This is a genomic window from Ensifer adhaerens (genome assembly GCF_002007205.1).
GTDB lineage: Bacteria > Pseudomonadota > Alphaproteobacteria > Rhizobiales > Rhizobiaceae > Ensifer > Ensifer adhaerens_D.
Genome location: NZ_LAZS01000008.1, coordinates 32,552 through 48,883 on the forward strand (window position 1 = coordinate 32,552; position 16,332 = coordinate 48,883).

Sequence of the window (16,332 nt, forward strand, 5' to 3'; positions counted from 1 at the left end):
TTTCTCTGTCCTGTCACCACGAAACCCGCTGCCCGTCATAGGCGCGGAAACTGCCGCTGGCGGCCAGATCCGCCTTGTCGATGATTGCCTTCAGGCCTGCCGCGCTGTCGGCGACAGACACGACCGCATCGCTGCCGCCCATGTCCGTCTGCACCCAGCCGGGGTGCAGCGAGACGACGGAAATCCCGTCGCTCTTCAGATCCTGCGCGAGCTTGACCGTCGCCATGTTCAGTGCCGCCTTGGAACAGCGATAAGCATAGTCGTCGTCATCATCGTCGAGCGTGCCTTCGGCAAGCGAGCCGGCGCGGCTGCTGATGTTGGCGACGACCCGATTGCTGCCGGCGCGCAGGCTTGGAAGGAGCGCCCGCGTCACCAGGAGCGGTGCGAGAGCATTCACGCGCATGACATCGAGAAAGTCGTCGGCCTCGAGCGTCGCCAATCCGCCGGTATCGCCGCGCACGGCCGCGTTGTTGATCAGCACATCGATCGCCGTGCCTTGGAGCGTTTCTGCGAGAGTGTCGATCGAGGCAGGATTGGCGACATCAAGCGGATACCGATCCGCTGCGCTCGCGTGTGGGGGTACACCCCGCACGCAGGCGATCACCCGCCAGCCATCCTCGGCATAGAGCCGCGCGAGTTCCGCGCCGAGCCCGCGGGAGGCACCTGATATCAGGACCGTCTGTCGCCTAGCGGTGCTTGATGTCATATTTCCGCTCGACCATGTTGACGAGGCTGGCGGCAGCCAGCGTCAGGAAGATGTAGAAAATCGCCGCCGAGTTATAGGGTGCGAACGGCAGGAAGCTTGCCGACTGGAACTCGCGCATGCGCTGGGTGATGTCGCGGATCGAGAGGATCGACAACAGCGACGTGTCTTTCAGGATGGCGATCAGCTCGTTGCCGAGCGGCGGAATGATGATGCGGAAGGCCTGCGGCAGCACGACGAGGCGGGCCGTCTGCCAGCGGTTGAGGCCGATGCTGCGCGCCGCCTCCACCTGGCCGACCGGGATCGCATTGATACCCGAGCGGAAAATTTCGGCGAGATAGGCCGAGTAGGCGAGCGCCATGGCAACGATGCCGCGCATCAGGTTCGGTGGATCGAGTACGCCCTGCGTCGCGTCTTTCAGCGCCCCGCTCAACGGCAGGCCGACATAGAGCACGATCACCAACATGGGTATGCCGCGGATCGTATCGACGATGAATTCCGAGCCGATCGCGAGCGGATGGCGCTGGTGCAGGTAGCCGCCGAAGGTCAAGAGACCAAGGACGATCGAGAGTACGGCAACGGTGAGACCTGCCGCGCGGTCGCGATCGTTCAGCGCCTCGGTCTGCCAGAGGACGGGCATATTGGCGGGCGCGGAGGCGGCCGGCAGCAGCGCCGCCGAGACCCCCTCACCCTTGGCGATCGAGGCGAGCGCCTCGGTGGGGCCGACGAAGGTGCGGACCGGCGTTTCCGTCTGCGGCGCGCCGTCATACTGGCCGAAGCGGACCGCGCTGATCAGTCCCGCCGGGGTATTGGTGACGATGCCGACCTTGCCCTCCAGCGTGCCGGCCAGCACATAGGTGTCGCGCGGCTGCAGCAGGAACCAGCCGGCAGCAAGGGCCAGCACAAGGGTGGCGATCGCGAAATAGAGGCTGGTCCGGACCGTCGAATGCAGTTGTAGCAACCCGACCCAGACGAGGCCCATGATCGCGGCGAGAATATAGGCGGCGATCGCCGCACGGATGGTGGTGGCGACCCCTGCGGCAAAGGCGATATGGGCGAAGAAGAAGATGAAGGCGAGACCGGCGCCGTTGACGAGGCCAATGATCCAGCGGGCGACACGCCTTGTCCTTGCGTCCGACGGGGCATCGGAACGACCGCCGAGGAAATGCAGCCCGAGGCCGATCACCGTGACGACGAGATAGGCAGGAAACAGCCAACCTTCGGCGCCACGCACCATGAGGTCGGCAGCCTCGGTCAATTGCCGCGGCGTCACGCCCTTGACGATCAGAGTCGACTTGAACGGATCGACGCCGTTGGCGACCACGGAGGCGACGAAGGGATGGATGTTATGCCCGATGACGAGCACGGCTGCCGCAGCGAGATTGAGCGCGGCTGCGACATTGGCCAGCCGCGGGCGCGCCGCCTTGGCGCGCGAAAACACGAGCACCGCAATGCCCGATGCGAACGCGATCGCGAGCGCCAGGAAGCCGGGCACGAAAGCGGACGAACCGTTTTCGACACCGAGGATCGCCCGCAGCGAGCGCTGATAGTCGCCGGAGGAAATGAAGAGATAGATGATGAAGGGCAGCGCGGTCAGGATGATCAGATTGCTCGGACGCACGCTTCTCAGGAACGACATTCATTCCTCCGGGGGCATTGATAGACAGACGGAAGACCCGGAGCGCTAGCGCGATCCGGGTCCGATCGGCATGACGAGCTTACTTCAAGCCCCAGTACTTATTGACGAGTTGGTCGAGCGTGCCGTCGTCCTTGATCATCTTCAGGCCTTCGTTGAAAGCCGCGACGTTTTCGTCACCCTTGCGAAAAACGAGACCGAGCGGGTCGGATTCGAGGTCCTTGATGGCGACGACGAGTTCACCTGCGAATTCGCGCTCGTAGGCAGCGGCGTTCGCACCGTTGATGACGACACCGTCGACGTCCTTGTTCTTGAGCGCGATGATCGCGGCGCTGAACGTGTCGTAGGCGGCAACGTTCTCCTTGCCGACGACACTCTCGGCGACCTGCGCGTCCGTCGTGTTCGCCTGGGCGGAGAGCTTTCTCCCGGCATCCTTGAAGCGATCAAGCGTGATGCCCTGGTCTTCAACCCGCATCAGCACGGCCTGGCTGTTGACGATATAGGGGTCGGAGAAATCCATCGCCTTCTTGCGCTCCTCGGTGATCGACACGCCCGAGGCGACGAGGTCGAAGCTGCCCTGGTCGAGGGCGGCGAAGATGCCGTCCCAGCCTGTCGTGACGAATTCGGCCTGGCAGTTGATCTTGGCGCAGACGGCGTTGACGACATCGACGTCGAAGCCGACCACCTGTCCGGTTGCCGGGTCGATGCTCTCCATCGGCGGCGAGGTCGTGTCGGAGCCGACCTTCAAGAGCTTGCCGCCAAGATCGGCGGCATGGGACACGCTCGCAACAAGGGCTGCTACAGCCAGGGCAATCATCAGTTTTTTCATGGTTCTCCTCCTTGGATGATTAACTTTGGGTCAGGCGGCCGCCGAGATTGTCGGGCTGGCGCGTGATCAGTGTCGGCCTGAAAACCTGCCTGAGCGCCTTGGGGTCCTCCCCCTCCATGCGGCGCAACAGGAACTGTCCGAGGGTGCGGCCCAGCACCTCGATCGGCTGGTAGAAAGTGGTAATCGGCGGCGTGAAATAGGCACTGACGTTGATGTCGTCATAGGCGATGACGTCGACGTCGACGCCGACCTGGCGTCCAAGGGCTCCGAGCCCCGAGAGCACGCCGAGCGTGGTCGATTCGTTGATGCAGACGAAGGCGGTTGGGGCATCGTCCAGCTGCAGGAAATCGATCACCGTCTGCCGGCCGAAATGGGTCGAGAGATCGCCCTCGGCGATCAGGTCCAGCGGCGCATCGAGCCCCGCCTCGCGAAACGCGCGGACAAAACCGTCGATCCTGTCGAGGGCATAGGAAAGCCGCCGTTCCGGATTGACGAGCGCGATGCGGCGATGGCCGCCGGCGATCAGCCGCGCGGTCGCCGCATGCGCCGCCCATTCGTTGTCGATATCGACATGGGCGTAGTCGAGATCTCCACGGCAGCGGCCCATCGAGACGAAGGGGAAGTGTTCGGCGACGAGCAGATCGATGCGCGGGTCATCGGCAAGAATGCCGGAGAAGATCAGGCCATCGGCAAGCCCCTGGTCGACGATGCGACGCGCCGCGTCCGCGCCGTCGGCCGCATCGCGAATGACATGCACGGACATGCGGTAATCCGTGCCTTCGAGCGCCTGGCTGATGCCGCTCAGGATCTGGGTGTATTCGACGCCGTCCCATTCATAGTCGCGCGCCGCGGTCACCGGCATCAGCACCGCCGCCTGGAAGCTCTTGCCGGTGCGAAGCGCCATGCCGCGGGCGTTCGCCTGATAGCCGACCTCGCGTGCCGCCTTGTAGATGATGTCTCTGGTCGCCGGCGCGACCACGGGAGATTCGCGCAACGCCTTCGAGATCGTGGCGATGGAATAGCCCGTCATCTCGGCCAGGGTCTTGATCGTCGGCGTCGGTGTGCGCCGCGCCCTGTGCATCTCAGTCGCCATGCACCCTCCCAGGCTCGCGGCTTCTCCTGGGGGATATGGGTAACAGCCAATAAAAACGTTTTCAAGAGAAATAAAAACGTTTTTATTTTGAATGGCGCGCATGCAAATGGGCGCGATTGCCACGAGCGGAACCAGCAATACAGGCCCGGACCAGCGGGGCAGTGATTTTCAATGATTGAGCGATCCGGCTAGCTCAGTGCGCCGTATAGGCGCCGTCGACGAGGTGAACGCTACCGGTGACGAAGCTCGCCTGCTCGGACAACAGAAAGCAGATCAGGGCAGCGACCTCATCGGGCGTGCCGAGACGCCCCATCGGCTGCATAGACATTATGCGCCTATTATTTGCCACGTCCGCATTGTCTGCGGAGAGCGGCGTATCGATCCAGCCGGGCGCCACGGCATTGATGCGAATTCCCGTTCGGGCATACTCGATTGCTGCAGCTTTCGTCAGCCCGACCACTGCATGCTTGGCGGCCGTATAGGCGGCGGCAGTCGGCAGAGCGACGGCGCCCAGAATGGAAGACGTGTTGACGATGGCGCCTCCGCCCTGAGCGACCATGGCCGCGATCTCGTACTTCATGCAGTAAAAGACGCCGTGCAGGTTCACGTTCATCAATGCGTGCCAGCCATCAAGCGGATAGTCGGCGGTCGCCTTGCGAATGCCGTCGACGCCGGCATTGTTGACCGCCAGATGCAGGCCACCGCAGGTCTGCACGGCGAACGTCACCAATTTTTCCACGGCGGCAGCGTCGGCAACATCGACGACGACATCATGGGCTGCGCCGCCATTCGAGCGAATCTCAGCAACGACCTGACGTACAGCTTCGGCGTCAACGTCGGCGGCCACCACCTCCGCCCCCTCGGCAGCGAGCTGCCGACACACGGCTGCGCCAATTCCCGAACCCGCGCCGGTCACGAGCGCTACCTTGCCAGCGAAGCCTAAATTCATGCTGCCATTCCTAATTTACACGTTTTGACTATTCGGACGCGCACGATATCGCAAGACATTTCATCAAATGCACTTCAGGGCTTCACCTTCCAGACCCCTGCCGCAACAACACACAGGAATCGCAAGAATTCCTGCCTCGAATCATGCACGGCCCCCAGAACCCGCCCCTAGTTATACAATCCTTTCCATGCATTTCCCTGGTACAAGGCCCCACAAACCTGCCGTGCCATTTGCCTATCCTGTCGCCAATCGCAGATTGATTTATTGGAACTTGGCCGGAGACCATTGTAATGCTAAAAGCGAATCGGGGCGTACCATTTTTCTCAGCAGGTAAAGATGGACAATCACCGCATTACACGGAGATTTCTGCTCGTCGGAAGTCTTGGCCTGTTGGCCGGATGCAGCTCGACCTGGCAAGGCGTTTCCTTCCCATCCCTGTACGGCGGCACTCCGGGCGTCGATCGCCGCTATCGAAAGCGGCACGTCCGGTACGACGGCAACGAGCCGGCCGGAACAATCGTTGTCGACACCACGCAACGCTACCTCTACTCGGTCGAAAGTGGCGGATGGGCGATGCGCTACGGAATCGGCGTTGGAGAGGAAGGCCTTACCCTCAAGGGGCGGGCCGTCATCGGAAGAAAGGCCGAGTGGCCGTCCTGGACGCCCACGGCAAGCATGATCCGACGCAAGCCGGAACTGGCGCAATACGCCGGTGGCGTTTCCGGCGGCCCTCACAACCCCTTGGGAGCGTCAGCCCTATACCTGTATCGCAACGGTCAGGACACCAAGTTTCGCCTTCACGGCACGAATGCGCCCTGGACGATTGGGCAGGCCGTTTCCAATGGCTGCATCCGGCTTACGAACGATGATATCGTCGATCTCTACGCCCGCACGCCGATTGGAACTCAGGTATTGATCATTTGAACACTCACTCTATCTTACTGCGGTATTGGAGTAGGGCCCACATGACTTTGATACACTGTTTGAAGTTCGGTAACGATAAACCGACCAATGGGTGTGCTCTTTCCGCACTAGGCCGAATCGCGAATTGCTACTAATACTGTGAGTGTTGCCTTCGAATAACCATTCCGACAACCTAGGAAAGGAAATATAGATGAGCAGAATTCTAATCGTGACAGTTGCGTTGCTTTCCGTGGCCAGTCTCGCCGCTTGCGGAACGATCGGCAAAGGCAAAGGAAAGGCGCCGCCACCGGTGGCCGAAGAACCGGCGCCCGTTTACAAGTAGTTACCGACCTTAGTTCGGGGAGGACCTCACGGTCCTTCCCGCCCTGTCTGAGCGTGGCCGGCCTGGCCACACATCGCGGCGCGCGGATCGAAAGCTGCCTGGGGTGGCATTCACACGTGCCCATCAGAACTCGGGAGAGATGACGCAATAATGACGCGTTCACGTGGTCGTATTTCGTTCGCCGTCCTAGCCGCATTGGTGGTTACGGCATGTCAATCGGAGGACAAGGGCCCTCAGCCGCGATTTGTCTCAAGCTATGCGGGCACCACGTCACAACAGCGCGATCAGGGCTATTTCATCGAATTCCGCTCCCGTTATGCGCTCAGTTACGGCCACTCCTATGTGATTTTTGGCCGACTCAGCCAAACTGGAGCAATGATCAATCCAGAAGTTGCGGGCCTTGCCCCCGCGACAAACGATACCGCTCCTTATGTTATTGGTCATGTTTTGCCGGTACCGGCTGAGACGGGCGCAAGCGATGGCGACCTGGAGGAACAATACAGGTCTGCTAGCTGGCGTGTCACGTTGACCGAAGCGGAGTATCGCGACGTCGTCACCAAGATCCGAAAACTCAAGGCCGAAGCAAAATTCTGGCAGGCGTCAATCTACAACTGCAACGCGTTCGTCGCCGACATCGCGCGCTCCATGGGATACAAGACACCTGGTATCTGGCTCCGCCCCCAGGAGTTCATCACGAGACTGCGCGAGATGAATGGCGGATAGGCTGCCGGAGCACGTGTACTCCTCCAAACGGTCAACAAGGATCGCCCGCGCCATCATTGGCTGCCACCGTCACCCTTGGCCGCTGGGTACCGGTTGGCCGCAGACGTTTCGGCACCTTGTCAGGTCGAGGCGACGCGTGGCAGTCTCATCTCCACTGGCCGTTTCGGTGACCGAAGCAGCAAAAAGCTTGGGTGATACAAGGTGAACATGTCTGTCGCTACCATCGGCGAAATCGTCTGGGTCATAGGCATCATTGGCTGGTACGTTATCCGTTATCCATTCGAGCGCAGGGCAAAGCGCGTGCGGGTGACGAGCAGTCGCCGCTCGGCGACCGATACGGTTGGCCTAGCTGCCGCATTGCTGGGCCTTGCGATCTTGCCTGGACTTTATGTGGCTACGGGAATCCCCGCCGCTGCCGACTATCCCGCGTCTCCATGGTTGGTGGGCCTCGGCGGCCTCATCTTCGCCTTGGCTCTTTGGACGTTCCGCCGCACCCACAAGGAACTCGGACGAAACTGGTCGATCTCACTGGAAATCCGCGAAAAACATCAACTGATCAGCAGGGGGCCGTACGCCCTCGTGCGCCATCCGATGTACACGAGTTTCCTGCTTATGGGGATCGGCCAGATGTTTCTGTTGTCGAACTGGGTGGCTGGCCTCGTGGGTGTCCTGGGCTTTGCCGTGCTTTTTTTCCTGCGTGTGGACAAGGAGGAGCGCCTGATGCTGGAATTCTTCGGCCCCGAATATCGCGCCTACATGGACAGGACGAAGCGCATTATACCTTATCTGTACTAGAGGTGACACGATGCGCGGCCGACCGGTCAAGCTTTCTGCGGCAAGACGCCTCGTCGGCGATCTGATGCGATTTTCGATCGGCGTCCCCCGGGTGACGGTGCAGCGACAGATGAACATCAGCGCGCTGCACAAGGCCCGGGCAAGCCAATCGGATCGGCCTTCGTGGATGGTGTTGTTTCTCAAGGGCTACGGTTTGCTTTCGGCGGAGACGCCGGAGTTTCGCCGGGCTTACGTCAAGCTGCCGAGACCGCAACTCTATGAGTACCCGGGAAGCGTCGCGTCCGTGGCCCACGAGCGCGAGCACGAAGGCGAACGGGTGGTCCTTCTCAGTACGATCAAGACACCCGAGCGACGGTCCATCTCCGAGTTGAGCGCCCTGCTCCAGGAGGCCCGGTCCCGTCCCGTGCTCGAGGTCAGGGAATTCCGGCGGGCGTTGAAGATTGCGCGCTTGCCGGCGCCGTTGCGGCGGCTGCTGATGTGGCTCAGCCTGAACATGGGGCGCCAAAGGGGCCACCGGTTCGGTACCTTCCAATTGTCGGTCTATTCCGGCCTGGGTGCGGAATCGCTCAATCCGCTGACGCCGTTGACGACGATCTTCAACTACGGACCGATCGGCGATGACGGATCGGTCACCGTCAGAATCCACTATGATCATCGCGTCATGGACGGCGCCAACGTCGCGCGCGCCCTGGCTCGTTTCGAGGAAATCTTGAACGGGGAAATCGCCGAGGAAGTGGCGGGCCTTTCCAAAGTCGACAATCCGTCAATCGCTACGCCGGGACCATCGGCATGACATCGCAGCAGTCACCACGACCCGCCATCGTCGTTGTAGGAGCGTCCCGGGGCATAGGCAGAGCGATTGCCGAGCTTGCCGCACGAGACGACGCGCCGGTCGTTCTGGTCGCGCGAACCATCGAAAGTTTGCGCGTCGTGGAGGCCGCGATCAAACAAGCGGGCGGCGAGGCATTCTCGCTGCCGGTCGATCTTACCGCCCACGATGCGGCAAGCATCCTTGAAGAATTTCTCTCGCGCGAAGGCCTCGTCTGCGACGTCCTTGTCAACAGTGCCGGCTATGGTCTGCGCGGCGCGGCCACCGCTTTGCCGATTGCCGACCAGGTTGGAATGATCGATGTCAACGTTCGCGCGCTTGCCGATCTCACCTTGCGCCTGTTGCCGGGCATGGTCGCGCGCCGCCGTGGCGGCGTCATCAATTTGGCCTCCGTCGCGAGTTTTACGCCCGGCCCGTACATGGCAATGTATTATGCGAGCAAAGCCTTCGTTCGTTCCTTTTCCGAAGCGCTGTATCAGGAGACGCGAAGGACGGGTGTAACGGTGACCTGCGTTGCGCCCGGGCCGGTATCGACCGAATTCCTCGAAAAGTCCGGCGCCAACAGGGCTGCCCTGTTCAAGGCTTTGCCGAAGGCCAGTCCGGAATATGTGGCCGATTGCGCCTGGCGCGGTTTCAAGGCCCGCCGGCGGCTCGTCATTCCCGGCATGTCGGCCAGATTGGCCATCCTGATGGCAGGCATCCTTCCCTCCGCGGCGCTTTTGCCGCTGGTCGGTAAACTGCAACTGCGCGGCAACGACCCCTGCCCTTGCGGATCTGGCAAGCAGCTCAAGCACTGCTGCCGCGCAGGCCACGCCAAGGGCGGGACGGCCTCGGCTTGATCCGCCTCCGCAGCCAGCGTCCCGTGGGATGACTCGTCAAAGTGCGCCAGGAGCGGTCGGACTTCGGCCATGGCCACGATCAATGGCCACGATCACTGGGCTTTGGCATCAGCGGGGAGGAAATGCGCCTCCCACTCGCTTTCCGGAATTTCGTCGCCAATCTGAAATTCGAACTGGACGACGCTTTCGATATCCGGCGCGACAGCGCAGCCAAACTTGATGTTGAACCAGCGGCCCCTGCTGCGAAAGGCGGCGCCATCGGCGCGGAGATTCCGGCCGGCCAAGAGGATATCCGCCATGGCGTAGGCGACGAGCAAATCGGGGATGAAGTCAACGCGCCAGCGGTGAACCTGCTCCATCGCCTCGAGATTGCAGAGCTGGACGATCCGTTCATCGGCTGCAAGCTGCGAGAGCCCTTCAAGCGCCTGCCTGCTGCGCGGGTCGGCGAGTATCGCCGCCGAAAAGAACTGTTTTGCTTGAATGGTCGGCCGGGCATCCGGCGGTGGCGTGGCTGCTTCCACCGCAGGAGCCGTCTCCTGAGCTGACTGCGGCGCCGGCGACGCGTTCTGTGGCCCAAGCACCGGCTGCACCAGGTCAGGGCGGAGCGGCGGCAATTCCAGTATCTGAACGGCGATCCCCTCATCCGGGGTCGGGGCGGGTTTTTGAGGCGGCGGAAGAAGGAAAAGCGCCAGCACGGCGATGGCATGAATGATGAGAGCAAGCGTTAGGCTTTGCCAGATGGTAGTCTCATTGCGGCGACGCGCTACTGCTTGCACCGATCAGATCATCCCATGCGCGACACCGGTCACAACCACTCCTGGCGGCTGTGACACTATCACCACGTCGAAGATAGAACAGCCGCCGCCGACAACCTGTCAGCGGCGGCTTGAAATCCGTGTTCCTGGGGCGACGCCTACGACCGGATCAATCCATGTCGTCGTTGTCGGGCGCGCTCATGTGGTCGCGGTTGCCGTAGATGATCTCGCGTTTGCCGACGTGGTTCGCCGGGCCGACGAGACCTTCCTTTTCCATGCGCTCGACCAGTGATGCGGCACGGTTGTAACCGACGCCGAGGCGGCGCTGGATGTAGGAGGTCGAGCACTTCTTGTCGCGCAGCACCACCTTGACCGCCTGGTCGTAGAGTTCGTTGCCGTCCTCGGAGGCAAGCGCGCTCTTGTCGAAGACCGGAGTCTCTTCTTGGGGCTCCTCTTCTTCCTCCTCCGCCGTGACGGTTTCGAGGTATTCCGGACGCCCCTGTGTCTTCAGGTGTGCGACGACGTGCTCGACCTCGAGGTCGGAAACGAACGGGCCGTGGACACGGGCGATGCGCCCGCCGCCCTGCATGTGCAGCATGTCGCCCTGGCCGAGCAGCTGTTCGGCGCCCTGTTCACCAAGGATGGTACGGCTGTCGATCTTGGACGTCACCTGGAACGAGATGCGGGTCGGGAAGTTCGCCTTGATCGTGCCGGTGATGACGTCGACCGAGGGACGCTGCGTCGCCATGATCAGGTGGATACCGGCGGCGCGCGCCATCTGCGCCAGCCGCTGGATCGCGCCTTCGATCTCCTTGCCGGCGACCATCATCAGATCGGCCATCTCGTCGACGATGACGACGATGTAGGGCATCGGCGCCAGATCCATTTCCTGCTGCTCGAACAGCGGCTCGCCGGTGCCCTTCTCGAAGCCGGCCGGGACGGTGCACATGATCGGCTCGCCCTTTTCACGGGCGGCGGCGGCGCGCTGGTTGTAGCCGTCGATGTTGCGCACACCGAGCCGCGACATCTTGCGGTAGCGGTCTTCCATCTCGCGCACGGCCCATTTCAGCGCCATGACCGCCTTCTTCGGATCGGTGACCACAGGCGTCAGCAGATGCGGGATGCCGTCATAGACGGAAAGTTCGAGCATCTTCGGATCGACCATGATCAGGCGGCACTCTTCCGGCTTCAACCGGTAGAGCAGCGACAGGATCATGGTGTTGATCGCCACCGACTTGCCCGAGCCGGTGGTACCGGCGACGAGCAGATGCGGCATCTTCGCAAGCTCGGCGATGACCGGTTCGCCGCCGATCGTCTTGCCGAGGCAAAGCGCCAGCTTGTAGCCGGTCTTGCGGAAGTCGACGGATTCGATCAGCTCGCGGAAATAGACGGTCTCGCGGGTCGCGTTCGGCAGTTCGATGCCGATGACGTTGCGGCCGGGAACGACGGCAACGCGGGCCGAAAGCGCCGACATCGAGCGGGCGATATCGTCCGCAAGGTTGATCACGCGCGACGATTTCACACCGGGCGCCGGCTCGAACTCATAGAGCGTGACGACCGGGCCGGGACGCACGTGGATGATCTCGCCCTTGACGCCGAAATCTTCAAGCACGCTTTCAAGCAGGCCGGCATTTTGCTCCAGCTGCTCCTGGGTCATGAAGAAACCCTGACCGACAGGCGCCTCCTGCAGGAGGTCCTCGGACGGAAACTCGTAGGCGTCCCCGGCAAATGTGCGTTCAACCACACCGATCGCCGGCATTGTGTTCGGCGCGCGAGTGACCTGTGCAGGCATGGTGATCGCGGCTTTCGACGCGACGTGAGCGGGCTGTTCGATCTCGACGGGTTCTGCGGCGATGATTTCAACTGCGGCGACGGACACGGGTTCCGCGGCAACGGCGACCGGAGCAGCGTCGGCAACGACCTCGGCAGCGGCGCCAAGCGATTGCGGTGCCGGAATCTCTTCTGCCTTTGCCCCACGAACGTCGACGACGCGGAACAGCGAAGTGATCGCCGTCGGCGGCATGCGGCGGATTTCGACCGGGCGCACGGGCGCCGGCGGGGCGAGCGCAGCGGGAGCAACGACAGCAGTGGGGACAACCGGCGTCATCGACGTCGGTGCAGGCGTCTCGACAAAAGGCTTCGGACGCGCGGTTTCTTCGCCGGCGATCTCGGCATCATCGGCCGGACCGAATTCGAAGAAAGCAAAATCCGACAGGAAAATCGGATGCGCAGAACCCCGATCGGCGGGGGCGTCGCCTGCTGCCTGCGCGGGCGTCGGCTGCGCTTCCGCGACCGGGTCGGAAACGGCGATCGGAGTCGTGAGAACCGGGGCAAGCGCGATAGCGTCATCGGCCTCGGCGCGCTCAAGCATTGCCGGCTCGATCGTGTTTTGCGCCGCGGTCCAGGTCGGCAGCTGGTTGGTCAGCATGCGCAACAGTTCGGACGGGCTGAAGGACGGCAGGGCGACCTCGGCCTGCGGCGTTTCATCAACGGCAGAGGCCGCTGCTTCCACCCGCGCCGGCTCGGCCGGAGCCGTCACGACCTGCTCGACGGCTTCCACCAAGACCGGAGCAGGCTCCGCCGCCACCGCAACGGTCGCCTCTTCGACTTCGGTTGCCGTTTCGCTTTCCTCGACCTGCGGCGCGCGCCGCTTCATGAATTCGCGCTCCGGCGTGCGGGTGAAGCGCACGTTCGGCGCCAGGAAGAAATGGCTCTCCCAGGTGGAATCGCCGTAGTGGCCGGCAATCTCCGAAAGGGTCGGCAAGGGTTCGCTCATCGTCGACGTCACCTGTGCAGGAGCGTAGGCAGAACCCTGCCCGTAGAGGCGGGTCGCTCGGCTCATGGTTTCGGCCTGCTGGTTGGCCGGCCGGCGGGGCGCCGACGGCGCCTCGTACAGCTGATAGGGATCGGCGGTTTCCGCCTCATGGGTGGGCATACCGCTCAACGCATCATCCTGCGGACCATCGAAATAATCCGCCTGGTTTGCATCATGCAAAGCAGCCTGTGAGAAGTTTGTCCTGGGAATACGCATGGGTCCTGGAAGAGCTAGAGACATCGCCGCGGGGCCTTCTAAGCGATAGGAAATGAAGGTTAACAAGTCCCTTCCAACGCCCCGTTTCGAGCCGGGGCCTGTGGTCGATTGGCGCCCTTCTGTGGGCTTCATGCAACGGCAATGCCCGACGCCTCAAGGGCGCCGCGACATCCGGTCGCCGGCCGCGCGCGGCCGAAAATATTTCTTGGATGGAGGTGATATCCGCGCCCGGAAAGGGATGCCCGCGGCGACCTGCCACCGGTGCCACTGGCAAAACGAATCGGGCCCACGTGAGAGCATCACGCAGGCCCGATTGGAACTCTCAGAGACGTAGGCTTCGCTCAGCCTTCGCGGCCGGACGCAAACACCGCATGCTGCTTGGCAAGCAGCTCGACGACCTCGTCGATGAAAGCGGGATCCACATCGGCTGCGAACTCGATGTGGGCATTCTTGCCGTCACGCTTGAGCTTGGCGAAGGCGCGTCCGCCGGCGTCGACCAGCGTTTCCGGCTTGGCCGCCGCTTCCGGCTTCGGCTTGCGCGACAGGCGGGCAAACAGGATCTGGAACCGTTGGTCGCTTTCGGCTTCGAGGAAGCGTCGCGAGCGGCACTCTTCCTGCGCCACTTCGACGGTCGCCATATCCTCAAGCAGCGCGCCGAACGCCATCCAGCGTTCGCGGCCGACCTTGGGCGCCGGACCGACGGCGCGCGCGATCGCCGGCGGCACGCCTTCGGCCACCTGGATGAGACGTGAAAGCTCACTCTTCTGCACGGCGAGCGCCTCACCGATCACCTTGCGGTCGAAGCCGCGGTCGGCAAGGGCAGAGGCAAACATCGCGCGTTCGATGAAAGACAGGTTACGCCGCTCGGCGTTTTCCTTGCCCTGTGCCAGCACCAGTTCGTCGTCGGTCAGCGGCCGGACGATGGCCTTGACCTTGATGCCGAGGCTGCGCACGGCGTTAAGGCGGCGGTGGCCGTAGGCCGTCTGGTATCGGCCCTTTTTCTCCGGGTGCGGGCGCACCAGGATCGGCGACTGCTGGCCGCTGTCGCGGATGCTGTCGGCAAGCGCCAGGAACTCCGGGTCATCGGTCTCGCCATCGGTCAGGCGGTCGCCGATGAAGGAGGCATCGATCAGGTCCGGATCGAGCTCGACGACGCGCTCGCCCTGGTGCAAGGCCTCGCGCAGCGCGCGTGCCTCCTCCGCCTCGCGGGTGATGCTGCCGAGCGAAAGCCCCATGGCCTTGATCGCGCCGGAGGCCGCCCGCGGCACATCCGCCTGGGAGGCGGGGACGACCACGGGTTTTACGGGCTGCACGCTCGTTGCGGCGGGTGCCTTGTCGTCAGCTTCCGCGGCCGGGGCCACGTTGCCGGAGAAGAGCGCGCGCAGTTCGTTCTTGCGGTTGCCAGCCATATCGATCAGCGCCCCCAAGCCGCATGAATGAGCGTTTCGATCTCGCCGTTGACGGCGTTGAGGGATTCAATCGCCCGGTCATAGGTGGCGCGGGTGAAATTCTCGCGCCCGACTTCGTAGAGCGTCTGTTTCGTCAGGCCGGCGTCGGAAACCGCCGTCGATTTCACCATCGCCGAGGTCAGCACCCGATCGCCGAACAGCGAGCGCATGAAGCCGACGATCTGCGCCTGCGGCCCGTCATTCGGCTCGAAGCGGGTGACGAGGTAGCGCAGGAAGTCGAAGTTGAGTTCGCCGCCGGCCTCGCGCACGACGCTCAGGAGGTCCGAGGTCATGTAAAGGAACTGGTTCATCGAGGCGACGTCGAGCATCTGCGGATGCACGGTGACGACGACGGAAGTCGAGGCGCAGAGCGCCGAAAGCGTCAGATAGCCGAGCTGCGGCGGGCAGTCGATGATGACGACGTCATAGTCGTCGGCGACGCTGGCAAGGGCTGCCTGCACGCGGGCGAAGAACAGCGGGCCGGCATCGGTGCCGTTGTGACGGGCGCTGAGTGCCTGCGGGGTCGTGTGCTCGAACTCCTGCAGCTCAAGGTTTCCGGGTACGAGATCGAGGCCGTCGAAATAGGTCTTGCGGATGATGTCCTTCAACGGCCGCGCCTCGGCGTCGTAGCGGATCGCGCCATAGAGCGTGTCATTGCCGGTAAGGTCGAGTTCCGGCTGGTAACCGAAGAGTGCGGACAGCGACGCCTGCGGGTCGAGGTCGACGGCGAGCACGCGGTGGCCGGTCAACGCCAGATATTGCGCGATATGCACCGACGATGTGGTCTTGCCGGAGCCGCCCTTGAAGTTGGTGACCGAGATCACCTGCAGGTGTTCGCCCGCTTCCGCATCGCGCCACTTGAGATAGCTGCGCGCCTTGGCGACGTTGCCCTTGGCAAGCGCCTGTTCGGCCAAGTGCCGGCGAAGCGCATTGATGTCGGAGAGTGAATAGGAGCGGCGGCCGCCAAGCCCGGTGTCCGGTTGCGGACCTTCACCGGCAAGCGAGAGCTGGCGCAGATAGCCGTCAGAAACGCCGATCAGCTTGGCCGCCTCGCCCGAGGTGAAGCTGCGCAATGTCTTCATCGCCGTCGGCGCGAACAGGCGCTCGCGCATCGCCTTCAACTGTTCGGAAAGCGCGCGGGCATCGGCCGCGATCGCTTCGTCGGCCGGACGGCGTGCCTGGGAGTGACCCGCGTCCTGTCTTGCCTGGGTTGCCGTCATATTCATTCTGCCATACTCCTTGCGCGCGTCAGCGGCCCAACGGCGCCACATCACGCTAACAGAGATTCAATTCAAATACGGCCAATCGGCACTTATTCGGAAAACTCCGTAACAGAGATGCCGGAGCTTGCGATTCGCGTCAAGAGTCGGACGCCATTCAAAGGGGCGTGCACTCGCCGGGCAGACGTTCCGGACGCCGACAAAACGAAACGCCCGCGGGGGTGGCGCGGGCGTTT

At 62.9% G+C, this 16,332-nt stretch carries 15 protein-coding genes; 6 read left to right on the plus strand and 9 right to left on the minus strand.

Annotated elements, in window-relative coordinates; genetic code table 11:
* Positions 1–13 precede the first annotated feature (13 nt).
* From XB14_RS18530 to XB14_RS18550, 5 genes are all read right to left on the minus strand, one after another.
* Entirely contained in the window at positions 14–706 is a 693-nt protein-coding gene (locus XB14_RS18530) for an SDR family oxidoreductase (protein ID WP_077963083.1), read from the minus strand.
* On the minus strand, positions 687–2,342 hold the full coding sequence (locus XB14_RS18535; protein ID WP_077963084.1) for an amino acid ABC transporter permease: 1,656 nt from the start codon (positions 2,340–2,342) through the stop codon (positions 687–689). The genes XB14_RS18530 and XB14_RS18535 overlap by 20 nt, the downstream gene beginning before the upstream one ends.
* A gap of 79 nt (positions 2,343–2,421) precedes the next feature.
* Positions 2,422–3,168: a transporter substrate-binding domain-containing protein gene (locus XB14_RS18540; RefSeq protein WP_077963085.1), complete on the minus strand. Its 747-nt coding sequence runs from the start codon at positions 3,166–3,168 to the stop codon at positions 2,422–2,424.
* Between the two features lie 19 nt (positions 3,169–3,187).
* The gene (locus XB14_RS18545; RefSeq protein WP_077963086.1) at positions 3,188–4,261 is read right to left on the minus strand and encodes a LacI family DNA-binding transcriptional regulator; all 1,074 of its coding nucleotides are present in this window, start codon (positions 4,259–4,261) and stop codon (positions 3,188–3,190) included.
* A gap of 193 nt (positions 4,262–4,454) precedes the next feature.
* Complete coding sequence (locus tag XB14_RS18550) at positions 4,455–5,210, minus strand: SDR family NAD(P)-dependent oxidoreductase (protein ID WP_077963087.1); 756 nt, start codon at positions 5,208–5,210, stop codon at positions 4,455–4,457.
* A 336-nt stretch (positions 5,211–5,546) separates the two neighbouring features.
* On the opposite strand from XB14_RS18550, the gene XB14_RS18555 reads away from it, so the two are divergent.
* The 6 genes from XB14_RS18555 (at position 5,547) to XB14_RS18580 (ending at position 9,642) form a co-directional block, all read left to right on the plus strand.
* Positions 5,547–6,134 carry a L,D-transpeptidase gene (locus tag XB14_RS18555; RefSeq protein WP_077963088.1) on the plus strand — a complete coding sequence of 196 codons (588 nt, stop codon included), beginning with the start codon at positions 5,547–5,549 and terminating at the stop codon, positions 6,132–6,134.
* A gap of 190 nt (positions 6,135–6,324) precedes the next feature.
* Complete coding sequence (locus XB14_RS33575) at positions 6,325–6,456, plus strand: ABC transporter (RefSeq protein WP_077963089.1); 132 nt, start codon at positions 6,325–6,327, stop codon at positions 6,454–6,456.
* 150 nt (positions 6,457–6,606) lie between these two features.
* Positions 6,607–7,179: a hypothetical protein gene (locus XB14_RS18565; protein ID WP_077963090.1), complete on the plus strand. Its 573-nt coding sequence runs from the start codon at positions 6,607–6,609 to the stop codon at positions 7,177–7,179.
* A gap of 207 nt (positions 7,180–7,386) precedes the next feature.
* Positions 7,387–7,974, plus strand: a complete 588-nt coding sequence (locus XB14_RS18570) for a protein-S-isoprenylcysteine O-methyltransferase (protein ID WP_077963091.1) — start codon at positions 7,387–7,389, stop codon at positions 7,972–7,974.
* 10 nt (positions 7,975–7,984) lie between these two features.
* Positions 7,985–8,767, plus strand: a complete 783-nt coding sequence (locus XB14_RS18575; RefSeq protein ID WP_077963092.1) for a hypothetical protein — start codon at positions 7,985–7,987, stop codon at positions 8,765–8,767.
* Positions 8,764–9,642, plus strand: a complete 879-nt coding sequence (locus XB14_RS18580) for an SDR family NAD(P)-dependent oxidoreductase (protein ID WP_077963093.1) — start codon at positions 8,764–8,766, stop codon at positions 9,640–9,642. The genes XB14_RS18575 and XB14_RS18580 overlap by 4 nt, the downstream gene beginning before the upstream one ends.
* Before the next feature lie 92 nt (positions 9,643–9,734).
* Here the strand turns inward: XB14_RS18580 and XB14_RS33580 are convergent, their stop codons facing one another.
* The 4 genes from XB14_RS33580 to repA form a co-directional block, all read right to left on the minus strand.
* Entirely contained in the window at positions 9,735–10,418 is a 684-nt protein-coding gene (locus XB14_RS33580) for a DUF930 domain-containing protein (protein WP_234804080.1), read from the minus strand.
* A 148-nt stretch (positions 10,419–10,566) separates the two neighbouring features.
* Entirely contained in the window at positions 10,567–13,428 is a 2,862-nt protein-coding gene (locus XB14_RS18590; protein WP_077963094.1) for a DNA translocase FtsK, read from the minus strand.
* 341 nt (positions 13,429–13,769) lie between these two features.
* On the minus strand, positions 13,770–14,837 hold the full coding sequence (gene repB, locus XB14_RS18595; protein ID WP_077963492.1) for a plasmid partitioning protein RepB: 1,068 nt from the start codon (positions 14,835–14,837) through the stop codon (positions 13,770–13,772).
* A gap of 5 nt (positions 14,838–14,842) precedes the next feature.
* Complete coding sequence (gene repA, locus XB14_RS18600; protein WP_077963095.1) at positions 14,843–16,102, minus strand: plasmid partitioning protein RepA; 1,260 nt, start codon at positions 16,100–16,102, stop codon at positions 14,843–14,845.
* Positions 16,103–16,332 lie beyond the last annotated feature (230 nt).